Source organism: Intestinimonas massiliensis (ex Afouda et al. 2020), from assembly GCF_001244995.1.
GTDB lineage: Bacteria > Bacillota > Clostridia > Oscillospirales > Oscillospiraceae > Intestinimonas > Intestinimonas massiliensis.
Window position 1 is genome coordinate 1,144,169 of the sequence record NZ_LN869529.1, and the last position, 17,693, is coordinate 1,161,861.

Genomic DNA, 17,693 nt, shown 5'->3' on the forward strand with positions numbered 1-17,693 from the left:
TTCACCTCAAAATCAAGTTCGGATGTAATCGGAAAATCCAGGGCTGTAACGCAATTCCCCATCCAGGTCCACCCACATGGCCTCCGCTCCACAGCGGTCCAGCAGGGCCTGGCCCTCCGCCTGGGGGAGGGTAAACAGAGCGGTGGAGAGGGCGTCGGCCAGGCCGGAGTCGGGGCACAGGACGGTGACCGCCCGCCAGCGGGCGGCAGGATACAGGGTGTCCGGGTCGATGATGTGGTGGTAACGCACGCCGTCCACCGTATAATAGCGCTGATAATCCCCGCTGGTGACCACCGACACATCCTGAACATAGACGGTGTGAAGGTAGTCCCCTTTCTCCCCGTCCGGATTCTGCACCCCCACCACCCAGGGCGCGTTCTCCACCGGCTTGGGGCCGGTGGCCCGGACGTTTCCCCCCACGCTGATGAGCAGTCCGGCCGGAGCGTTCCGGCAAACCTGCTCCACGGCGTACCCCTTGGCCACCGCCCCCACGTCCAGCCGGGCGGCGGGATCGGTGAGGCGGACGGTGGAGGCCGCCTCATCGATGACCAGCGCGTCAAAGCCGGTGTGCTCCCCCGCCTCCGCCAGGGCGGCGGCGCCGGGCAGAGCGGCGTGCTCCGGGTCCTCCACGCCGGCGTTCCGGGCCTCGTGCCACAGGGACAGCACGCTGCCCAGGACCACGTTCACCCGGCCGCCGGTGTCCTCATACAGCTCCCGGCAGAAAAGCAGCAGATCGACGATCCTCCGGTCCACCTGCACCGCCGCGCCCCCGGCGCCGTCGTTGACGGTCTTGAGGTTGCTCACGCCCTCATAGCTGTTGTAGATGTCAAACAGCCGGTGGTACTCCAAAAGCTGGTCGTGGAGCTCCTGGGCGGCGGCCCGGAAATCCTCCTCCCGCCGGGCGTAGCCCACCACGGTGGTGACGGTGTCAAAGAGGGTGAGGAAACTGGCCTCGTAGCGTTTGGGTCCCTCCTCCTCCGCCCGCGCGGAGCAGCCGGACAGCGCCAGCAGCGCCGCCAGCATCAGGGACAGCAGGCGTTTGTTCATAGCGCTCCCCTTTCAGACAGCGATGGGGAGGGCCCATGGGGCCCTCCCCATCGGGAAAAGCAATTGGCTCAGGCTGCGGCCTTCTCGATGAGGGTCTGGAACTCGCCGATGCCGATGGTGACGGAGGCGGCCAGATCGGCGTCGGTGGGGCTCTCGTGGTCGTCCACGGCAATGCCGCTCACCTCGGACACGGTCTTGCCCGTGACATAGGCGCTGAAGGCGGCAGCCTGCTCATACCACTCCTTGCCGATGGAGGACGCCTTTTTCATGCCGTAGGCATCGCCCAGCTCATTCTTAGAGGGCTGCGCGGCGGTCAGGTCGGTGGTGATCTTGCCGGCGGCGTCGAACTTCACATTTGCCTGGACGGCGTCGATGAAGCAGCTCGTGACGGTGTCTCCGTTCAGGGTGACGGCGGCCACGGTGGCGTAGGCCTGAGCCAGGCCGTCGCCCTCGGCGGAGGCGTCCTTGCTCTTGGCCATGTTGGTGACGGAGGTCAGGGCCAGCTTGTCGCCCTTCCGGGCGCCCAGATGCTCGGCGTTGTTTACCGCGCGCTCAATGCCGGCGATGAAATCGGTGATGGACAGGGTGACGGAGGCGGCCAGGTCGGCGTCAGTGGCCTGGCCGTCGGCGTTGACGGCGACGCCCTTGAGCTCCTCCACCGTCTTGCCTACGGCGTACTCCGCCATGGCGGCGGCCTGCTCGTTCCACTCCTTGCCGATGGAGGAGGCCTTGCCCATACCGTAATCGGCGCCCAGTTCATTCTTGCTGGCAAAGGAAGTGGCGGGGTCGGTCGTCAGCTTGCCGGCGGCGTCAAAGCCGATCTTGGCCTGGATGGCGTCAATCACGCAGGCGTCGATCACGCCGTCGTCACCCACCGTGACGGCCACCAGAGACACATTGGCCTGGGCCTGGCCGTCGCCCTCGGCGGAGGCGTCCTTGCTCTTGGCCACGCTGGTGACCAGGGACAGTCCAGTCTTGACGGCCGCGCCGCTCTCCGCGGGGGCGGACTGGGAGGGGGTGGGGGAGGGGCTGGGGGCGGGCGAGCCGGTGCTGACGGCAGGCTTGCCGCTGCATCCGGCCAGCAAGCCCAGGGACAGGGTCAGGGACAGGGCGGTGACAGACAGTTTTTTCAGGTTCATTTCAATTCTACCTCCGTATTGGTTTATTTTGCGGGGGTGTGGGGCTCTATCTGCTTCATTTCAAAGTGGATCAGAAATGACAACAGCGCACGCAGGATGATGACGGCGCCCAGGACGGTGAGTTCGGTCAGGTCCCGAACCAGTACCGTCTTGAGAATCTCGGCCGCCATCTTGAATTCCAGGCTCAGGGCCAGGCCGTTGGCCAGTTGGAATTTAATATCGCGGGGCTCCCGGGTCACCAGTCCCTTCAAATACCGTCCGAAGGCTGCCACGGCGGAGACGGCCACCACGAAGATCCCCATCATCTCACACAGGGGGATGAGGACGGACAGGGTGGTCTCAACGAGGGTTTCCAGCATAGGACACCTCCTGGGTGGGGATGGGCCGCTGTCCGGCGGCCAGCAGAGCGCGGAAGGAGGCGGAGGAGGCCGCTCCGGTGGCCAGGCCGGTGAGGACCGACACCGCCAGCAGGAAGGGCAGATAGGAGATCACGTACACCGAGCCCAGCAGCACCATGGCGGCGCAGATCTGGCCCAGGTTGTGGGCGGCCGCCCCCAGCACACTGACCCCGTAGACCGAGAGAGCGGGGATGCGTCGGGCCAGGGTCATGGTCCCCAGGGCCAGCAGCCCGCCGGTGAGGGAAAAGGCCAGCGCGGACAGCCCCCCGCCGAACAATGACCCCAGGAAGCAGCGCAGCCCCAGAATGGTGACAGCCGGGCGGGTCCCCAGGAAATAGAGGGCCATGAGGGTGACGACATTGGCCAATCCCAGCTTGACGCCGGGCAGAGGCACCGCTATCTGGAGCGGGAGGAATCGCTCCAGATAAGACAGCCCCAGCGCCAGAGCTACCAGCACCGCGCACAGGGCCAGCGCTTTCGCTTTCATCCACACTCCCCCTTATCCTACCACGGCGTCCACATCGGGCGCGCCGGTGAGGCGGATCTCCACCCGGTTGGGCAGGCAGACCACCGCCCGCCCCGCCGCCGAAACCCAGCCGCTGTGAACGCAATCCGCACCGGGGCAATCGGCGTAGGTGACGGCCACCTGGCCGTCCCGGACGGTGATGGTGTTGGTATAGGCCCCTGTCAGGGTGAGGGATGCCTCCCGGTCCAGGGGCAGCTCCCCCACCAGCTTCCCCTCCTGATACACCCGCGCCACCACACGGTCGGTCCCGGCAGCCCGGGCCCAGAGCGCCAGCCCAAGGGCCAGGGCACACAGGAGGACGGCTCCGATGGCCGCCAGATCCCCCCGCCGGAAGGAAAGGCCCCCGCCGCGAGTCATGACTCCCCTCCTCCGCCGCTCCGGCGGCGCATGACCTTCAGAGCCACAAACTGGCTGAGAAGCTCCACCGTCCCGGCGATGCCCAGGGGACCGCTGTCCACCGTCAGGTCATAGCGGGACAGGTCGGCCCACTTGCCTCTGGTGTGAACGCCGTAGAGGCGGGCGCGCTCCCGGTCCTGCCGGAGGGCCTCCCGCCCGGCCTCCCCGGCAGGCAGACCGTACTGCTGGACGATGCGCTCCACCCGGTGGTCCATGTCGCAGTGGATGAACACCCGGATCAGCCCTTCGGTGCCGGAGAGCACGTGGTCGGCGCAGAACCCCACGATGACGCAGGGACCCTGGGCCGCCATGGCCCGGATGGCGGCGAATTGCTCGTTTTCGCCGCCGCGCAGCTCCAGATCGGCGTCATGGCAGGGAATGCCCAGCCGCTGGGCCAGCCGCTGGCCGATTTCTTTGCCGCCGCTGCCGTACTTTCGTCCGATGGTGATGACCACGCCGCTCCCTCCCTGCATGTTTTCTTGCAGGTCACAGTCTAACACTGCAACCTTAACGTCTGATACATGGCGCCTTAATAATTATTAAGATGCCCAAAAAAAGACGCCGCGAAACCCATTGGGTTTCGCGGCGTCTGGTCAATCGGGCTCCGCCTCCCGTGACGTGATGGGAAAGGTCACGGTGAACGCCGCGCCCCCCTCCGGGGCGGCCTCCACCTCAACGCGCCCGCGGTGCTCCTCCACCACCTGCTGGACAATGGCCAACCCCAGGCCGGTGCCCTTCCCGCTCTCCTTGGTGGTAAAGAAGGGCTCGAAAATGTGGGGCAGCACCTCCGGCGGGATGCCCGGTCCGGTGTCGGCCACCCGGAGGCGGATGGAGCTCTGGTCAGCGCTGGTGGTGACCGTCAGCGTCCCACCGTCCTCCTCCATGGCCTGGAAGGCGTTGAGCACCAAGTTCAACAGGAGCTGGGAGAGCTGGGTCTCGTTGCCGTGGAGCCACAGGTGGCGGCAGTCCAGCCCCAAGACCACCTCTACCCCCGGCGGCTGGGCCGGAGCGGCCACCTCCAGCACCCGGCGGACCAGCTCGTCGGGAGAGACATACTGGAAGCTGAGGGCCGAGTTCTTCCGGGACAGGTCAGACAGGCGAGAGATGATGGTCTTGGCCTTGCGGGAGGCGTTGTAAATCTCCAACACGCTGTCGTAGAGCTCCGTGTCCTCCGGCGGCAGCTTTTCCAGCGCCAGAATGCTGTAGCCCATGATGGGGGTGAGCAGGTTGTTGAACTCGTGCGCGATGCTGGAGGTCAGGGTGCCGATGGTCTCCAGCCGCTGATGGTGGGCCAGCTCCCGGGTCTGCCGGTTAAGCTCCTCCATGGCCTGGTTCTTCTTCCGCAGCACCGCCAGCTCCCGGAGGCTGCGCTCATTCCGCCGACCGGCCCGGATGGAGAGCACCGCCAGCAGCACGATTCCGGTCACCACCATGCCGCCGTAGGCCAGAAGCCGGACAGCCGCCAGATGCAGCGGGCCGATGACCCCGTCGTAGTTTACCGAAACCCCCACCGCAAAGAAGCCGTTGGTCTCCTCCGTGGCCGGGAGCACCGCCATGCGGGCGATGTAGGTCTCCCCGCTGCGGCAGTAATTGGTCTCGTAGAAGGCCGTGCCCTCCCGGGCCTGCTCCTGGTGCTCCATCAGATAGGTCAGACCGCTGAAATCGCAGTCTCCCGCCTTCAGGTCGTCCACCAGGTCCACCTGCACGCCGTCCATCGTCCGGTGGAGCAGGGTTTGTCCCCCCGCGTCCAGCAGCATGATGCGATCCTGGGTCCCGACGGTCAGGTCGCCCGCCACCCGCTGGTAAAAGCCCTCCAGATCCATCAGCGCCGCATAGCCCAGCCCCTCCTCCCGCTCCCGCACGAAGGCCAGGTAGATCCCCCCGTCCCCATCCATGCACGGGCGGATGCTGACCATCCCCTCTCGGCCCGCCTGGGGCGGAAAGCGGTAGTCGGTGCGCCCCCCGGTGGAGAGGAACACCACTCCGTCCTGGAGGGCCAGCACCGCCTGGATCAGATCGTCCTGGGCCAGCACGTTCTCCTCCATTCGGTAGAGCAGCTCCGCGGTATCCCCTGTGGTCCGCCAGGTCTCCTCCGCCGTGTGGAAGCCGCGCCGTTCGGTGACGTAGATCAGATTGGTGCCGTAGCGGTTCAGATAGCTCTCCACACTCCGGTCCACCGACCGGGCCAGGCGGAAGAGCTGGTCGTCCTCGCTGGCCAGGAGGATATCCCCGTATCGGTCGAACACCCGGTAGACCATCCCCAGCCCGGTGACGATCAGCAGCAGGATCAGGCCCAGGACCAGAAAGAACCGCCGCTTCCTCCTTTTAACACGCTCCACAGGCAACCCCCCTTGTCAAACGTCCTGTTTTTGTCTATACTAACCATACACGATAGGGTCCATGCTGTAAAGGGGGAGTATTATGCCGGACATCGTGCTCATCGCAGACGACGACCAGGCCGTCCTCACCATGCTCTATAAGGTCGTGCGCAGCAACGGCATCGAGGCGGACACCGCCGCCAGCGGCGAAGAGGCTCTGGCGCTGCTGGAGCAAAAACCCTATGACCTGCTCCTGCTGGACGTAAACATGCATGGCATGGACGGCTTCCAGGTGGTCCAGGCCATTCGCCGCCGGGGGCTGAGGCTCCCCATCATCATCGTCAGCGGCCGCAAGGAGGACTATGACACCCTGTACGGCCTGGACATCGGGGCGGACGACTATGTGACCAAGCCCTTCAACCCCGTCACCCTGGGCGCCAAGGTCAAGGCCCTGATCCGCCGCAGCCGCAACCATTTGCCCGGCGTGGACAGCGTCATCGCCGCCGGTCCCTTCCAGTACAACACCAGCACCCTGCGGTTCTATAAAAATGGTCGGGAGATTCTCCTGTCCTCCAAAGAAAACGCCATGATGAAGCTCTTCATCGACAACGTCAACCGCATCTTCTCCAAGGATATGCTCTATGACCTGATCTGGGGCGAGGCCATCATCGACGAAAACGCCATCATGGTCTACGTCAATCGCCTGCGCCAAAAGATTGAAGAGGACCCGTCCAACCCCCAATACATCCAGACCGTCCGCGGCCTGGGCTACCGCTTTGTGGTCTGACCCCCACCGGACCGCCCTTCCCCAGACCGGAAGGGCGGTTTTTCTGCCCCCCAAAGCATCTAAAGTATCTTATACAGATGGTATAATACGCTTTTTCTTTGGGCTGCTCCTTCCGTCCTTCCCGCAAGTTTTCTCTGCCGCTTCCCACGGGCTGGCATTTTTTACGGACAAAATTGACCGAAACCCACCCACTTTTTTTATTTTCCCCCTCTAAGCCCCTTAATTTGTCGTTCCAAATTATTCCTCAAAAGTAGACATAACTCCTTATATAAAGAATATCTACGCAGAGTTATTCACATTTTCCACAGGGTTTTCCACAGGTTCTCCGCCTTACGCCTCCAAGTTGTGTTCCACTTTTCCACACTTTTATCCACAGCCCCCTATCCCGAAAACCCCCCTGGCGTACCGCTCCGCCATCGGTCAACATAATCATTCTTCCGTGTAAAAAAGGAGACCGGCACAGGCCGGTCTCCTCTTATCCGAGCTGGATGTCGCGGTTGGCGTAGGCGTTCAGATCCATCCCCGCCCGCCGGCCCGCCAGGTACTCATAATAGCCCTGGCACCCGATCATTGCCCCGTTGTCTCCGCACAGGGACAGCCTAGGCAAATAGAGCCGGTCCCCCGACCGGGCGCAGGCGGCTTCCAGGTCGGCCCGGATGCGGGAGTTGGCCGCCACGCCGCCGGCCACCGCCACCTTGCCGTAGTCCCTGGACCGGGCGGCGGCCATGACCCGGGGCACCAGCATCTCGCTGACCGCCGCTGAGAAAGAGGCCGCCAGCCCGGGTAGGTCCAGCTTCTCTCCCTTCTGCTGGGCGTTGTGGATTAGATTGATGGCGGCCGTCTTGAGCCCTGAGAAGGACATGTCCAGCGGGGCGTCGTGGACATGGACCTGAGGGAAGGCGTACCGTCTGTCGTCGCCCCCCTGGCTCAGCCGGTCCATGGGGGCCCCGCCGGGGTAGCCGATCCCCAGCACCCGGGCCACCTTGTCGAAGCACTCCCCCGCTGCGTCGTCCCGGGTGGCCCCTAAAATCTCCATTTCGGTGTAACCCCGCACGTCCACGATGAGGGTGGTGCCGCCGGAGACACATAGGCAGACGAAGGGGGGCTCCAGGTCGGGGTGGGTGATATAGTTGGCGGCAATATGGCCCCGCACATGGTGGACGGGCACCAGGGGAACCCCCAGGCCATAGGCCAGGGCCTTGGCGAAGTTGACCCCCACCAGCAAAGCCCCGATCAGGCCGGGGCCATAGGTAACGGCCACGGCGTCCACGTCCCTCTTGGTGAGTCCCGCCTGAGCCAGCGCCTGATCGGTCAGGCCCGCGATGGCCTCCACGTGCTTGCGAGAGGCGATCTCTGGCACCACGCCGCCGTAGATGGTGTGCATCTCCACCTGGGAGGCGATGGCGTCGGCCAGGACGGTCCTGCCGTCCCGGACCACCGCGGCGGCGGTCTCGTCGCAGGAGGATTCAAAGGCCAGGATGTTCAATGGAATGCCCTCTTTCTCTATACAGTCTCGGTCTCCGGCTCAGTCCTCCTCGGGGATGTGGATGAACCGCCGGTAGAGCCAAGGCGAAAATTCGTAGTGGTACAGCCGCCGGTGGGCCTCCGCGGCCTCCGCCTGGTCGGACTGGCCGCTGACCAGCATGGCGTAGGGGACGCCAAAGATGCGGGCGGTATAGCCCAGGTCCCGAAACCCGCCCCGGCGGTAAAACGCCAGACGCCGGCGGCGCAAAGCGTTCTCCTCCGCCTCCGCCCCAGGCTCCTCGGCCTCCGCCTCCACCAGCAGGCCCCGCCGGTCCCGGCAGCGGTCCAGCAGCAGTCTCAGCGCCGCGGTGCCGTATCCATGGCCCCTGGGCTTGTCCCGGCAGACTGCCAGGTAGTCCAGCAGCACATAGCCACCCTCCGGGTCGTCCCACAGCAGGGCGTAGGCCGCCAGCTCCTCCCCGTCGTACAGGCCCAGCGCCTCGTAGCGCCCGGCGGCCATCAGCTTCTCCATGGCGGACAGGGGCTTGCGCTCCATCCGGGGAAACGCGTGGCTGAGGTGCTCGTGATAGATGTGATGGAGCCCGTCCAGCCCCAGTTCTCTCAGGGTAAATCGGTTATGCTCTGTGTTCATTCCATTCCAATGTCATGAGGATGGCGTCCTCATGGACCTCCGTATAGTAATTTTTGCGCCGTCCCACCGGGCGGAAGCCCAGCTTCTCGTACAGGCCGATGGCCGCCCGGTTGCTCTCCCGGACCTCCAGGGTGAGAAAGGCCAGGTTGGCCTGGCCAAACCGGATAAAGGCGGACAGGATGGCCTCCGCCACCCCCTGGCGCCGCCAGGCATCGGCCACCGCAATCTTCTCCAGGCACCCCTCGTCCAGCACCACGCCCAGCTCGCCGTAGCCCAGGACCGTACCGTCCTCCCCTTCGGCCACCACCAGGGAGACCGTATCGTGAAACAGCTCCTCAGCAAAGATCTGCTCCGACCAGGGCTTGGCGAAGCAGGCGCGCTCGATGGCGCAGACCTGGGGTAGGTGGGAGCGGTCCATGGGGACCAGCTTGTAATTCAAATCCTTCACCTCACAAAAAGAGAGACGGCGGCGGAACCTCTCCCGGGGCCAGAGGCACCGCCACGTCGGTGCGGGCGGGGCCGTAGATGGCCCGGTGGACAGCCATCAGCTCCTCCAGCCGCGCCGGGGGCTCTCCCAGCAGCAGCGCCTGGAGCCGCACCCCGCAGGCCGCCATCTCATAGACGGGGACAAACCCGTTTCGGACATAAAAGCCCACCCGGCGGCGGCGCAGGACCTCCTCCGGCGCGCCGCTGTCCGGGTCCGGCCACTCGGCCTCGGTGAGCACGCCGCACCGCCCCGCGCATTGCCCAGCCAGCTTCCGGAGGATGAGGCTCCCCAGCCCCCCGTTCCGGCGGGAGGCCGTCACGCCCAGATAATCCAGCAGCACATAGCCGGGGACGGCGGGCTCCCGCCACAGGTTGGCATAGCCCAGCAGCGCCGCCCCGTCATACAGCCCCAGGGCCTCATACCGCCCCGCCTCCAGCAGGGCGCGGATGTCGGCCAGGGGCTTTCGCTCGTTGGGCGGGAACGCCTCGGTCAGCTCCCGGGCGTACCACTGCTCCAAATCGGTGATCGGCCGCAGTTCCATCTCCTACTCCTTTGCCTCCGCCCAGCTCTGCCCGGCGGCGGAGTCGGCGTTCAGCGGCACCGACAGGTCGGCCACGCCCTCCATCTCCTGGGTCAGCAGCATTTTGACCCGCTCCACCTCGCCGTCCGGGCACTCCACGATCAGCTCATCGTGGACCTGGAGCACCAGCCGGGCCTCCAGTCCTTCCGCCCGGAGCCGCCGGTCCACCCGGATCATGGCCAGCTTCATCAGGTCGGCGGCCGTGCCCTGGATGGGCATGTTGAGGGCCACCCGCTCGCCAAAGGAGCGCAGGTTGAAGTTGGAGGACTTGAGCTCCGGCAGCCAGCGGCGGCGTCCCATCAGGGTGGAGACGAAGCCGTCGGCCTTGGCCTTTTCCACGATGTCCGTCATATACTGATGGACGCCGCTGTACTTTTCAAAATAGCGCTGCATATACTCCTTGGCCTCGTACCGGGGCACCCCGATGTCCTGGCTGAGGGAGAAGTCGGAGATGCCGTAGACGATGCCAAAGTTCACTGCCTTGGCCCGGCGGCGCATCTCGTGGGTGACGGCCTCGGGGGGCACTCCGAACACCTGGGAGGCGGTGACGGTGTGGATGTCCTCCCCGGTCCGGAAAGCGTCCTGCATCACCTTGTCGTCGGAGATGTGGGCCAGCAGCCGCAGCTCGATCTGGGAGTAGTCTGCGTCCACCAGCTTCCAGCCCTTGGGCGCCACAAACATCTTGCGCAGCTCGGCCCCCAGCTCGGTGCGCACGGGGATGTTCTGGAGGTTGGGCTCGGTGGAGGAGAGCCGCCCGGTGGCGGTCACCGTGTTCTGGAAGGAGGTGTGGATGCGTCCGTCCTGTGCAATGACCTTGGTCAGCCCGTCCACGTAGGTGGACTTGAGCTTGGCAAGCTGCCGGTAATCCAGAATGACGTCCAGGATGGGGTGCTGCCCCTTCAGCCTCTCCAGCACCTCGGCGTTGGTGGAGTAGCCCGTTTTGGTCTTTTTCACGGGGGACAGGCCCAGCTTGTCGAAGAGGATATGGCCCAGTTGCTGGGTGGAGTTGATGTTGAACTCCTCCCCCGCCTGCTGGTAGATTTCCTTCACGTCGGCGTCGATGCGTCCGTCCAGCATCTCCCCGAAGGCGGCGAGGGCCTTCCGGTCCACCAGCATCCCGGCCCGCTCCATCTCGGCCAGCACCGGGCACAGCGGGAGCTCCACCGCGTCGTACAGCCGGCGCATCCCCAGCTCCTCCAGCCGGGGCGCGAGGGTCTGATAGAGCAGCTCGATGAGGGCGGTATGGCTCATAAGGGCGGCCAGGGGGATCGCCGGGTCGGCCAGAGGCCCAAAGGCGTCGGGGGCCAGGTAGTCCCTGGCCTTGGGCACCTCGAAATTGAAATAAGTCACCGACAGCTTCTCCAGCTCATAGCTGCCGTCGGTGGGGGCCAGGAGATAAGCGGCCAGGGCGGTGTCGAATACAACTCCCTCCGGGGACAGCCCCTCGGCCAGCAGCCGCTCCATCAGCGTCTTGGCGTCGTGGACCACCTTTTTGATCTCCGGAGAGAAGACGCCCCGCAGAAAGTCGTTGTAGCCCTCCAGCTTGTCCGCGAAAAAGAGGGCGGCTTTCCCCGCTCCTTCGCCTCCCCACTCCACGCAGACGGCGTCCAGAGTGGGCGTAGCCAGCACCGCCACGTGGTCCCGCTGCCGCCACAGCGCCAGCAGCTCCTCCATGCGCGCCCGGTCCGTGACCTGCTCGCTTTCACAGGAGCCCACACCCTGGAGCTGTTCCTCTACGCCCCCCGCCGGTCCGGCGGACAGGCCCATTTTGTCGATGAGCTTGGAGAACTCCAGCTTCAAAAAGAGCTCGTACAGGGCAAGGCGGTTCACCGGCTTCCGGGCCGCGTCCTCCGGCGCAAAGTCCAGAGGGGCGTCGCAGCGGATGGCCGCCAGGTCATAGGACATCCTGGCCTGCTCCCGGCCCTCGGCCAGTTTTTTCAGCACCGCCGGCTTGGCCTCTACCTGCTCCAGACCGGCGTAGAGGGCCTCCACGCTGTGGTAGCGCTGGATCAGGTCCATGGCGGTCTTTTCCCCGATGCCCTTCACCCCGGGGATATTGTCGCTGGCGTCCCCCATCAGCGCCTTCAGGTCGATCATATGGATGGGCTCGAAGCCATAGGCCTCCTGAAAGGCGGCGGGCGTCATCTCTTTGGTGGTGGTCTGTCCCATGCGGGTGGTCACCAGCTTCACCCGGGTGCGGCCGGTGATGAGCTGCAGGGAGTCCTTGTCCCCGGTGACGATCACCGTGTCCCACCCCGCCGCGGCGTCCCTCACCGAGATGGTGCCGATCAGATCGTCGGCCTCCCACCCCTCCAGCTCGTAGCGTGGGATGTTCATGGCGTCCAGGACCTCCTTCAGGATGGGCACCTGGGCGGCCAGCTCATCGGGCATCCCCTTGCGCTGGGCCTTATAGCCCTCATAGGCCAGATGCCGGAAGGTGGGGCCCCTCCGATCGAAGGTGACGCACAGGGCGTCGGGCCTCTCCTCATCCACCAGCTTTTGCAGGATGGTGAGAAAGCCGTAGACGGCGTTGGTGGGTGTGCCGTCCCGGGTGCTGAGCATCCGAATGCCGTAAAAGGCCCGGTTGATGATGGAATTGCCGTCGATGACCATGAGCTTCATGGGGAGGCCTCCTGCCCCCGGGCCTTTGCCGCCCGGACATAAAATCACAAAATATAGTATAACAGTTTTCCCCAATCAGAGCAAGGGAAAACCGGGCGGCTCAAAAAAGCCGCCCCGTCCCCTGCCCCAGGCATCCCGGTGCAGAGACGGCTGCGTCGGGGGCTGTTATGGTTTCGACGCCTCCAGCCTGCCCAGGGGCCGGTAGACGGTGCAGTACATAGTGAGCAGACAGGCCAGCCCGCCCACCACATTGGAAATAGGCTCGGCCCAGAACACTCCGTCCACCCCCATACCCAGCACGGGCAGCAGAAGAGTCAGGGGCGCCACGATGAATGCCTTGCGCAGCAGGGAGAAGAACACCGCAAACCTGGACTTCCCCAGCCCCACGAAGGTAGACTGGCCGATGAACTGGAAGGACATGCAGAAGAAGGCGGCAAAATAGATGCGGAAGGCCGGAATGCCGGCGGCGATCAGGTCGGTCTCATCGTTGAAAATACGGATCAGGCTGCCGGGGATGGCCAGCGTCATGGCCCAGACTGACAGAGAGTAGAGCATGGTCACCACCGCCGTGAAACGGATGCCCTGCCGCACCCGGTCATACTCCTCCGCCCCGTAATTATAGCCCAGCACCGGCTGACAGCCGTTGGTGATACCCTGTACGGGCATGGAGATGACCTCCCGCACCGAGTTGATGATGGTCATGATCCCCACATAAAGGTCCCCGCCGTAAAGCTGCAGGGAGGCGTTGCACAGGATCTGCACCAGACTGTTGGTCATGGCCATGGCGAAGCCGGACATGCCCAGGCCCAGAATCCGTCTGACCCGGGAGGCTTTTAGCCGCAGGCAGGACGCCTTCAGGCGGAGCAGGGCCCTCCGCCCGGTGAGGAACCGCAGCACCCACACGGCGGAGCAGCACTGGGAGAGGACGGTGGCCAGAGCGGCGCCCCCGACGCCCAGATTCAGCGCAAAAATGAAGATGGGGTCCAGCACAATGTTTACCACCGCCCCCAGCGCCACCGTGCACATCCCCATCTCGCCGAAGCCCTGGGCGTTGATAAACGGATTCATGCCCAGACCCACCATGACAAAAAGAGTGCCCAGGGCGTAGATGGTCAGGTAGGCGTCGGCATAGGGAAAGGTATCGGGGCTGGCCCCAAACAGGTAGAGGATGGGCTTTTTGAACAGCAGGATGACCACAGTCAGCACCGTCCCTACCAGAAGCAGGAGGGTAAAGGAATTTCCCATGACCCGCTCGGCCTCTTCCTCCTCCCCCCTGCCCCGGCAGATGGAGCACAGGGGAGCGCCCCCCATACCGCACAGGTTGGCAAAGCCCATGAGGATGGAGATGATGGGCAGGCACAGCCCCAGGCCCGTGAGCGCCAGGTGGCCCGGCAGCCGCCCCAGATACATCCGGTCCACGATGTTGTAGAGGATATTGATGAGCTGGGCCGCCGTCATGGGCCCCGCCAGCATGAGGATGTTGCGGGGGATGCTCCCCCTGGAAAAATCATTCTGCCGTTCCGCCGTTGGAACCCCCTCCTCGCCTTGCATTCTGACTGGAAAAAGCATACTATGGGATTATACTATTATTTCGGGTCCGGGGCAAGAGCCTCTCCCCGATCCTGCGCGCAAAGAAAGGACGTTTTCTGAATGGATCTGCTGCTGCGGGCCCAGGCCCTTTTTCCAGTCCTCAAGGCCCTCAAGGACGACCTGCACCGCCATCCGGAGCTCAGCGGCCGGGAGGTGCGCACCACCGCGCTTTTGAAGCAAAAGCTCTCCGCCCTGCCTGTGGAATTGGTGGACCTGGGCGTGCCCACCGGCACGGCGGCCCTGCTGCGGGGCGGCAGGCCCGGCCCGCTGGTGGCCCTCCGGGCCGACATCGACGCCATCGTCCAGGACACGCCGGAACGGGGTGCAGTGGTGTCGGAGCACCCCGGCGTCATGCACGCCTGCGGCCACGACTTCCACACCGCCGGGCTCTACGGGGCGGCGGTACTGCTGTCCGAGCTGCAGGACACGCTGCCCGGCGGCGTCATCTTCCTCTTCCAGCCCTCGGAGGAGACCACCGGCGGAGCCCGGCTCCTGCTGGACCACGGCCTCTGGGCCCGCTTTCCGGAAAAGCCCCGGTGGATCTTTGGGGTCCATAACCGTCCCCAGCTCCCTGCCGGGACCATCGCCGTCACCCCCGGTCCCCTCATGGCGGAAAAGTCCAATTTCACCATTACCCTCCATGGCCGTACCGGCCACGGGGGCTCTCCCCATCGGTGCGTGGACGTCATCGTCCCCGCCGCCGCCATTGTCCAGGGCATCCAGTCGGTGGTCAGCCGCAACACCGACCCCACCGACTGCCTGGTGTGCGCCGTGTGCTCCATCCACGCCGGCACGCCGGAGAACTTTGCCCCCGACCTTTTGACCATGACGGGGAGCATCCGGGTGTTTCGCCACGATACACGCCTCCGGGCGGAGCAGCGGGTGGAGGCCCTGGCCCGGGACATCGGGGCGGCCTACGGCTGCACCGTGGACTTTGAGACCGAGGAGGTGGCCCCGCTGGTCTGCAACGGACCGGAAATGACCGCGCTGGCCCGCCGGGCGGCGGAGGCCCTGGTGGGGCCGGAGCATGTGGTGATAGCTGCGCCGGAAATGAGCTCGGAGGACTTTGCCGAGTACGGCAAGGAGGTCCCCTCCTTTTTCTACTGGCTGGGTTCCGGCTTCCCGGACCGGGAAAACGCCGGGTGGCACAGCGACCAATTCCGCACGAATGACTCCGCCCTCCCCCTGGACGCCGCCCTGCTGGCCCGCTCCGCCCTGACGGCTCTCAGGTATGAAGGGTGACGACCGCCCTCCAACCGGTTCCTGCATCCGCCGCCCCCGCCGGGGTGGGAGGAAAAAGAGAACAGAAGGCGCTGCCGGCCGGCAGCGCCTTCTGCTGTTTCCATTACATCCGCTTCCACACGGGGCCCTGGGGGGTGTCGGTGACCTCCACGCCCATGGCTTTGAGCTGCTCCCGAATGGCGTCGGCCTCGGCAAAGTTTTTGGCCTTCTTGGCGGCGGTACGGGCCGCCACCAGGGCGTCGATCTCGCCGTCGCCCTCGGCGGGGGCTGCCTGAGCCGCCGCCTTCTCCCGGAGCGCCTCCGCCTTCTGCAGCAGGTCCAGCCCCAGCACCTGATCGAAGCGAGCGACCAGGGCGCGCTTGGTGGCATCGTTCAGGCCGGATTTCAGCACGTCGTACAGGCGGGTAATTCCCAAAGAGGTGTTCAGGTCGTTGCCGAGCGCCTCCCGGAAGGCATCCTTGTAGGGCGCGGCGGCGGCTTCATCCACCGCTCCCTCATCCTTCAGGGCAGCCACCCGGGCCACCAGCTTGTCGTAGGTGGTTCTGGCGTTGTCCAGATTTTCCCAGGAGAAGGTCAGTCCCTTGCGGTAGTGGGACTGGAGGCAGAACAGCCGGTAGACCAGCGGGTCGTACCCCTTCTCCTCCAGCAGGGAGACGGTGAGAAATTCCCCCTTGGACTTGCTCATCTTGCCGTCGGCGGTGTTGAGGTGGTGGACGTGCATCCAGTATTTGCACCAGGGATGGCCGAGATAGGACTCGGACTGGGCGATCTCGTTGGTGTGGTGGGGGAAGGCGTTGTCGATGCCGCCGCAGTGGATGTCCAAATACTCGCCCAGATACTTCATGGAAATGCAGGAGCACTCGATGTGCCAGCCGGGATAGCCCACGCCCCAGGGGGAGTCCCACTTGAGGGCCTGATCCTCGAACTTGGACTTGGTGAACCAGAGGACGAAGTCGTTCTTGTTGCGCTTGTTGGCGTCCTCCTCCACGCCCTCCCGGACGCCCACGGCCAGATTCTCCTCGTCATGGTCGTTGAACACATAATAGTGCTTCAGCTTGGAGGTGTCAAAATACACGTTGCCGCCGGCCAGATAGGCGTGCCCGGTGTCAATCAGTTTGGTAATCACCTTAATATAGGAATCGATCATGCCGGTGGCGGGCTGGACCACGTCGGGATACTTGATGTTCAGCTTTTTGCAGTCGTCAAAGAAGGCTTCGGTATAAAACCGGGCGATCTCCATGACGGTCTTGTGCTCCCGCTGGGCCCCCTTGAGCATCTTATCCTCGCCGGTGTCGGCGTCGGAGGACAGGTGCCCTACGTCGGTGATGTTCATCACCCGCGTTACGTCGTAGCCGTCGTAACGCAGGAATTTTTCCAGCACATCCTCCATGATATAGCTGCGCAGATTGCCGATGTGGGCGAAGTGATAGACGGTGGGGCCGCAGGTATACATCGACACCCTGCCGGGCTCATGGGGGACAAAGTCCTCCTTTTTATGGCTGGCGGAATTATACAGTTTCATAGATTTTTCTCCTTTGCGCTGTCATCCAGCATTTTTTCCAGCCATTCCAGCCGGGAGCTGATGGCCTGGAGCTCTTTTTGTACGGGGTCGGTGACGTGGATCTGGTCCACCTGGGTGGCATAATCCACCTTTTCGCCCGCCACCCGGACCACCCGGGCGGGCACGCCCACCGCGGTAGCCTCCGGCGGCACCTCGCTGAGGACCACGGCATTGGCGGCGATCCGGGCCCCCTCCCCCACCGTGAAGGGCCCCAGCACCTTGGCACCGCAGGCGATCATGACGTTGTTTTCAATGGTGGGGTGGCGCTTGCCCTGGTCCTTGCCGGTACCCCCCAGGGTGACCCCGTGGTAGATCAGGCAGTCGTCCCCTACCTCGGCGGTCTCGCCGATGACGATGCCCATCCCGTGGTCGATGACCAGCCGCCGCCCGATGTGTGCGCCGGGGTGGATCTCGATGCCGGTGAGATGCCGGGCAAGCTGGGAGTTCAGCCGGGCCAGGAAGAACAGCCTATGCCGGTAGAACCAATGGGATACCCGGTGGAAGAGGACGGCGTGGACGCCGGGGTACAGCAGAAAGATCTCCAGCTTGGAGCGGGCGGCCGGGTCCCGCCGCTGATAGGCGCCCAGCAGCTCGGATAGACGTTTGAACATGGGTCTCCTCCTGACGTGATACAAACCGAACAAACGAAAAACGCCTCCCATGCCCGCAGGCATGAGAGGCGGCTGAAAAAGTCGCGGTTCCACTCTCGTTTCTCGCTCAATGGCCGGTAACGGGGCCAGACCGTGGGGCATTACGCCCCCGCGCTCCCGGATGCACTTCGCTCGGGGCTCCCGTGGGACCGCTTTCAGCCGGTGACGTTCCCTCTCTGTCCGGTCAACCCCCGCGCTACTCTTTCCGTTCCCCGCGCCGGTTTTTCCTATGTC

Annotated in this window: 17 protein-coding genes; 2 read left to right on the top strand and 15 right to left on the bottom strand. The window is 64.7% G+C overall.

Going from position 1 to position 17,693, the window contains the following annotated elements:
* Nucleotides 1-12: 12 nt before the first annotated feature.
* The 7 genes from BN2154_RS09440 to BN2154_RS09470 all read right to left on the bottom strand — a co-directional run bounded on the left by BN2154_RS09440 (nt 13) and on the right by BN2154_RS09470 (nt 5,845).
* A complete protein-coding gene (locus tag BN2154_RS09440) occupies nt 13-1,047 on the bottom strand; it encodes an FAD:protein FMN transferase (RefSeq protein WP_050618555.1) in 1,035 nt (344 codons plus the stop codon).
* 68 nt (nt 1,048-1,115) lie between these two features.
* Entirely contained in the window at nt 1,116-2,186 is a 1,071-nt protein-coding gene (locus BN2154_RS09445; protein WP_242853730.1) for a hypothetical protein, read from the bottom strand.
* Between the two features lie 23 nt (nt 2,187-2,209).
* Nucleotides 2,210-2,545: a DUF1622 domain-containing protein gene (locus tag BN2154_RS09450; protein WP_050618556.1), complete on the bottom strand. Its 336-nt coding sequence runs from the start codon at nt 2,543-2,545 to the stop codon at nt 2,210-2,212.
* Nucleotides 2,526-3,071, bottom strand: coding sequence for a Gx transporter family protein (locus tag BN2154_RS09455; RefSeq protein WP_094762445.1), 546 nt, complete (start codon nt 3,069-3,071; stop codon nt 2,526-2,528). Before BN2154_RS09455 ends, BN2154_RS09450 begins: the two co-directional genes overlap by 20 nt.
* 12 nt (nt 3,072-3,083) lie before the next feature.
* Nucleotides 3,084-3,467, bottom strand: a complete 384-nt coding sequence (locus tag BN2154_RS09460) for a NusG domain II-containing protein (protein WP_050618557.1) — start codon at nt 3,465-3,467, stop codon at nt 3,084-3,086.
* Nucleotides 3,464-3,961, bottom strand: a complete 498-nt coding sequence (locus tag BN2154_RS09465) for a cytidylate kinase-like family protein (RefSeq protein ID WP_050618558.1) — start codon at nt 3,959-3,961, stop codon at nt 3,464-3,466. Before BN2154_RS09465 ends, BN2154_RS09460 begins: the two co-directional genes overlap by 4 nt.
* A 138-nt stretch (nt 3,962-4,099) precedes the next feature.
* Nucleotides 4,100-5,845, bottom strand: a complete 1,746-nt coding sequence (locus BN2154_RS09470; RefSeq protein WP_050618559.1) for a sensor histidine kinase — start codon at nt 5,843-5,845, stop codon at nt 4,100-4,102.
* 82 nt (nt 5,846-5,927) lie between these two features.
* Here BN2154_RS09470 and BN2154_RS09475 point away from each other — a divergent pair, with 82 nt between their 5' ends.
* Nucleotides 5,928-6,611, top strand: coding sequence for a response regulator transcription factor (locus BN2154_RS09475; RefSeq protein ID WP_050618560.1), 684 nt, complete (start codon nt 5,928-5,930; stop codon nt 6,609-6,611).
* 475 nt (nt 6,612-7,086) lie between these two features.
* Here the strand turns inward: BN2154_RS09475 and tsaD are convergent, their stop codons facing one another.
* The 6 genes from tsaD to BN2154_RS09505 form a co-directional block, all read right to left on the bottom strand.
* On the bottom strand, nt 7,087-8,097 hold the full coding sequence (gene tsaD / locus BN2154_RS09480) for a tRNA (adenosine(37)-N6)-threonylcarbamoyltransferase complex transferase subunit TsaD (RefSeq protein WP_050618561.1): 1,011 nt from the start codon (nt 8,095-8,097) through the stop codon (nt 7,087-7,089).
* 39 nt (nt 8,098-8,136) lie between these two features.
* Nucleotides 8,137-8,727, bottom strand: a complete 591-nt coding sequence (locus BN2154_RS09485; RefSeq protein ID WP_050618562.1) for a GNAT family N-acetyltransferase — start codon at nt 8,725-8,727, stop codon at nt 8,137-8,139.
* Nucleotides 8,711-9,175: a ribosomal protein S18-alanine N-acetyltransferase gene (rimI, locus tag BN2154_RS09490; protein WP_438819136.1), complete on the bottom strand. Its 465-nt coding sequence runs from the start codon at nt 9,173-9,175 to the stop codon at nt 8,711-8,713. Before rimI ends, BN2154_RS09485 begins: the two co-directional genes overlap by 17 nt.
* Nucleotide 9,176: 1 nt before the next feature.
* On the bottom strand, nt 9,177-9,755 hold the full coding sequence (locus BN2154_RS09495) for a GNAT family N-acetyltransferase (protein WP_050618563.1): 579 nt from the start codon (nt 9,753-9,755) through the stop codon (nt 9,177-9,179).
* Nucleotides 9,756-9,758: 3 nt separating this feature from the next.
* Nucleotides 9,759-12,416 (bottom strand): DNA polymerase I, encoded by a 2,658-nt coding sequence (gene polA, locus BN2154_RS09500; RefSeq protein ID WP_050618564.1) that lies wholly within the window; start codon nt 12,414-12,416, stop codon nt 9,759-9,761.
* A gap of 165 nt (nt 12,417-12,581) precedes the next feature.
* Nucleotides 12,582-13,967: an MATE family efflux transporter gene (locus BN2154_RS09505; protein WP_050618565.1), complete on the bottom strand. Its 1,386-nt coding sequence runs from the start codon at nt 13,965-13,967 to the stop codon at nt 12,582-12,584.
* Between the two features lie 99 nt (nt 13,968-14,066).
* On the opposite strand from BN2154_RS09505, the gene BN2154_RS09510 reads away from it, so the two are divergent.
* Nucleotides 14,067-15,248 carry a M20 family metallopeptidase gene (locus BN2154_RS09510; protein WP_050618566.1) on the top strand — a complete coding sequence of 394 codons (1,182 nt, stop codon included), beginning with the start codon at nt 14,067-14,069 and terminating at the stop codon, nt 15,246-15,248.
* Between the two features lie 103 nt (nt 15,249-15,351).
* Here the strand turns inward: BN2154_RS09510 and cysS are convergent, their stop codons facing one another.
* Both cysS and epsC read right to left on the bottom strand, forming a co-directional pair.
* Entirely contained in the window at nt 15,352-16,770 is a 1,419-nt protein-coding gene (cysS, locus tag BN2154_RS09515; protein WP_050618567.1) for a cysteine--tRNA ligase, read from the bottom strand.
* Nucleotides 16,767-17,420, bottom strand: coding sequence for a serine O-acetyltransferase EpsC (gene epsC / locus BN2154_RS09520; RefSeq protein WP_195892329.1), 654 nt, complete (start codon nt 17,418-17,420; stop codon nt 16,767-16,769). Before epsC ends, cysS begins: the two co-directional genes overlap by 4 nt.
* Nucleotides 17,421-17,693 lie beyond the last annotated feature (273 nt).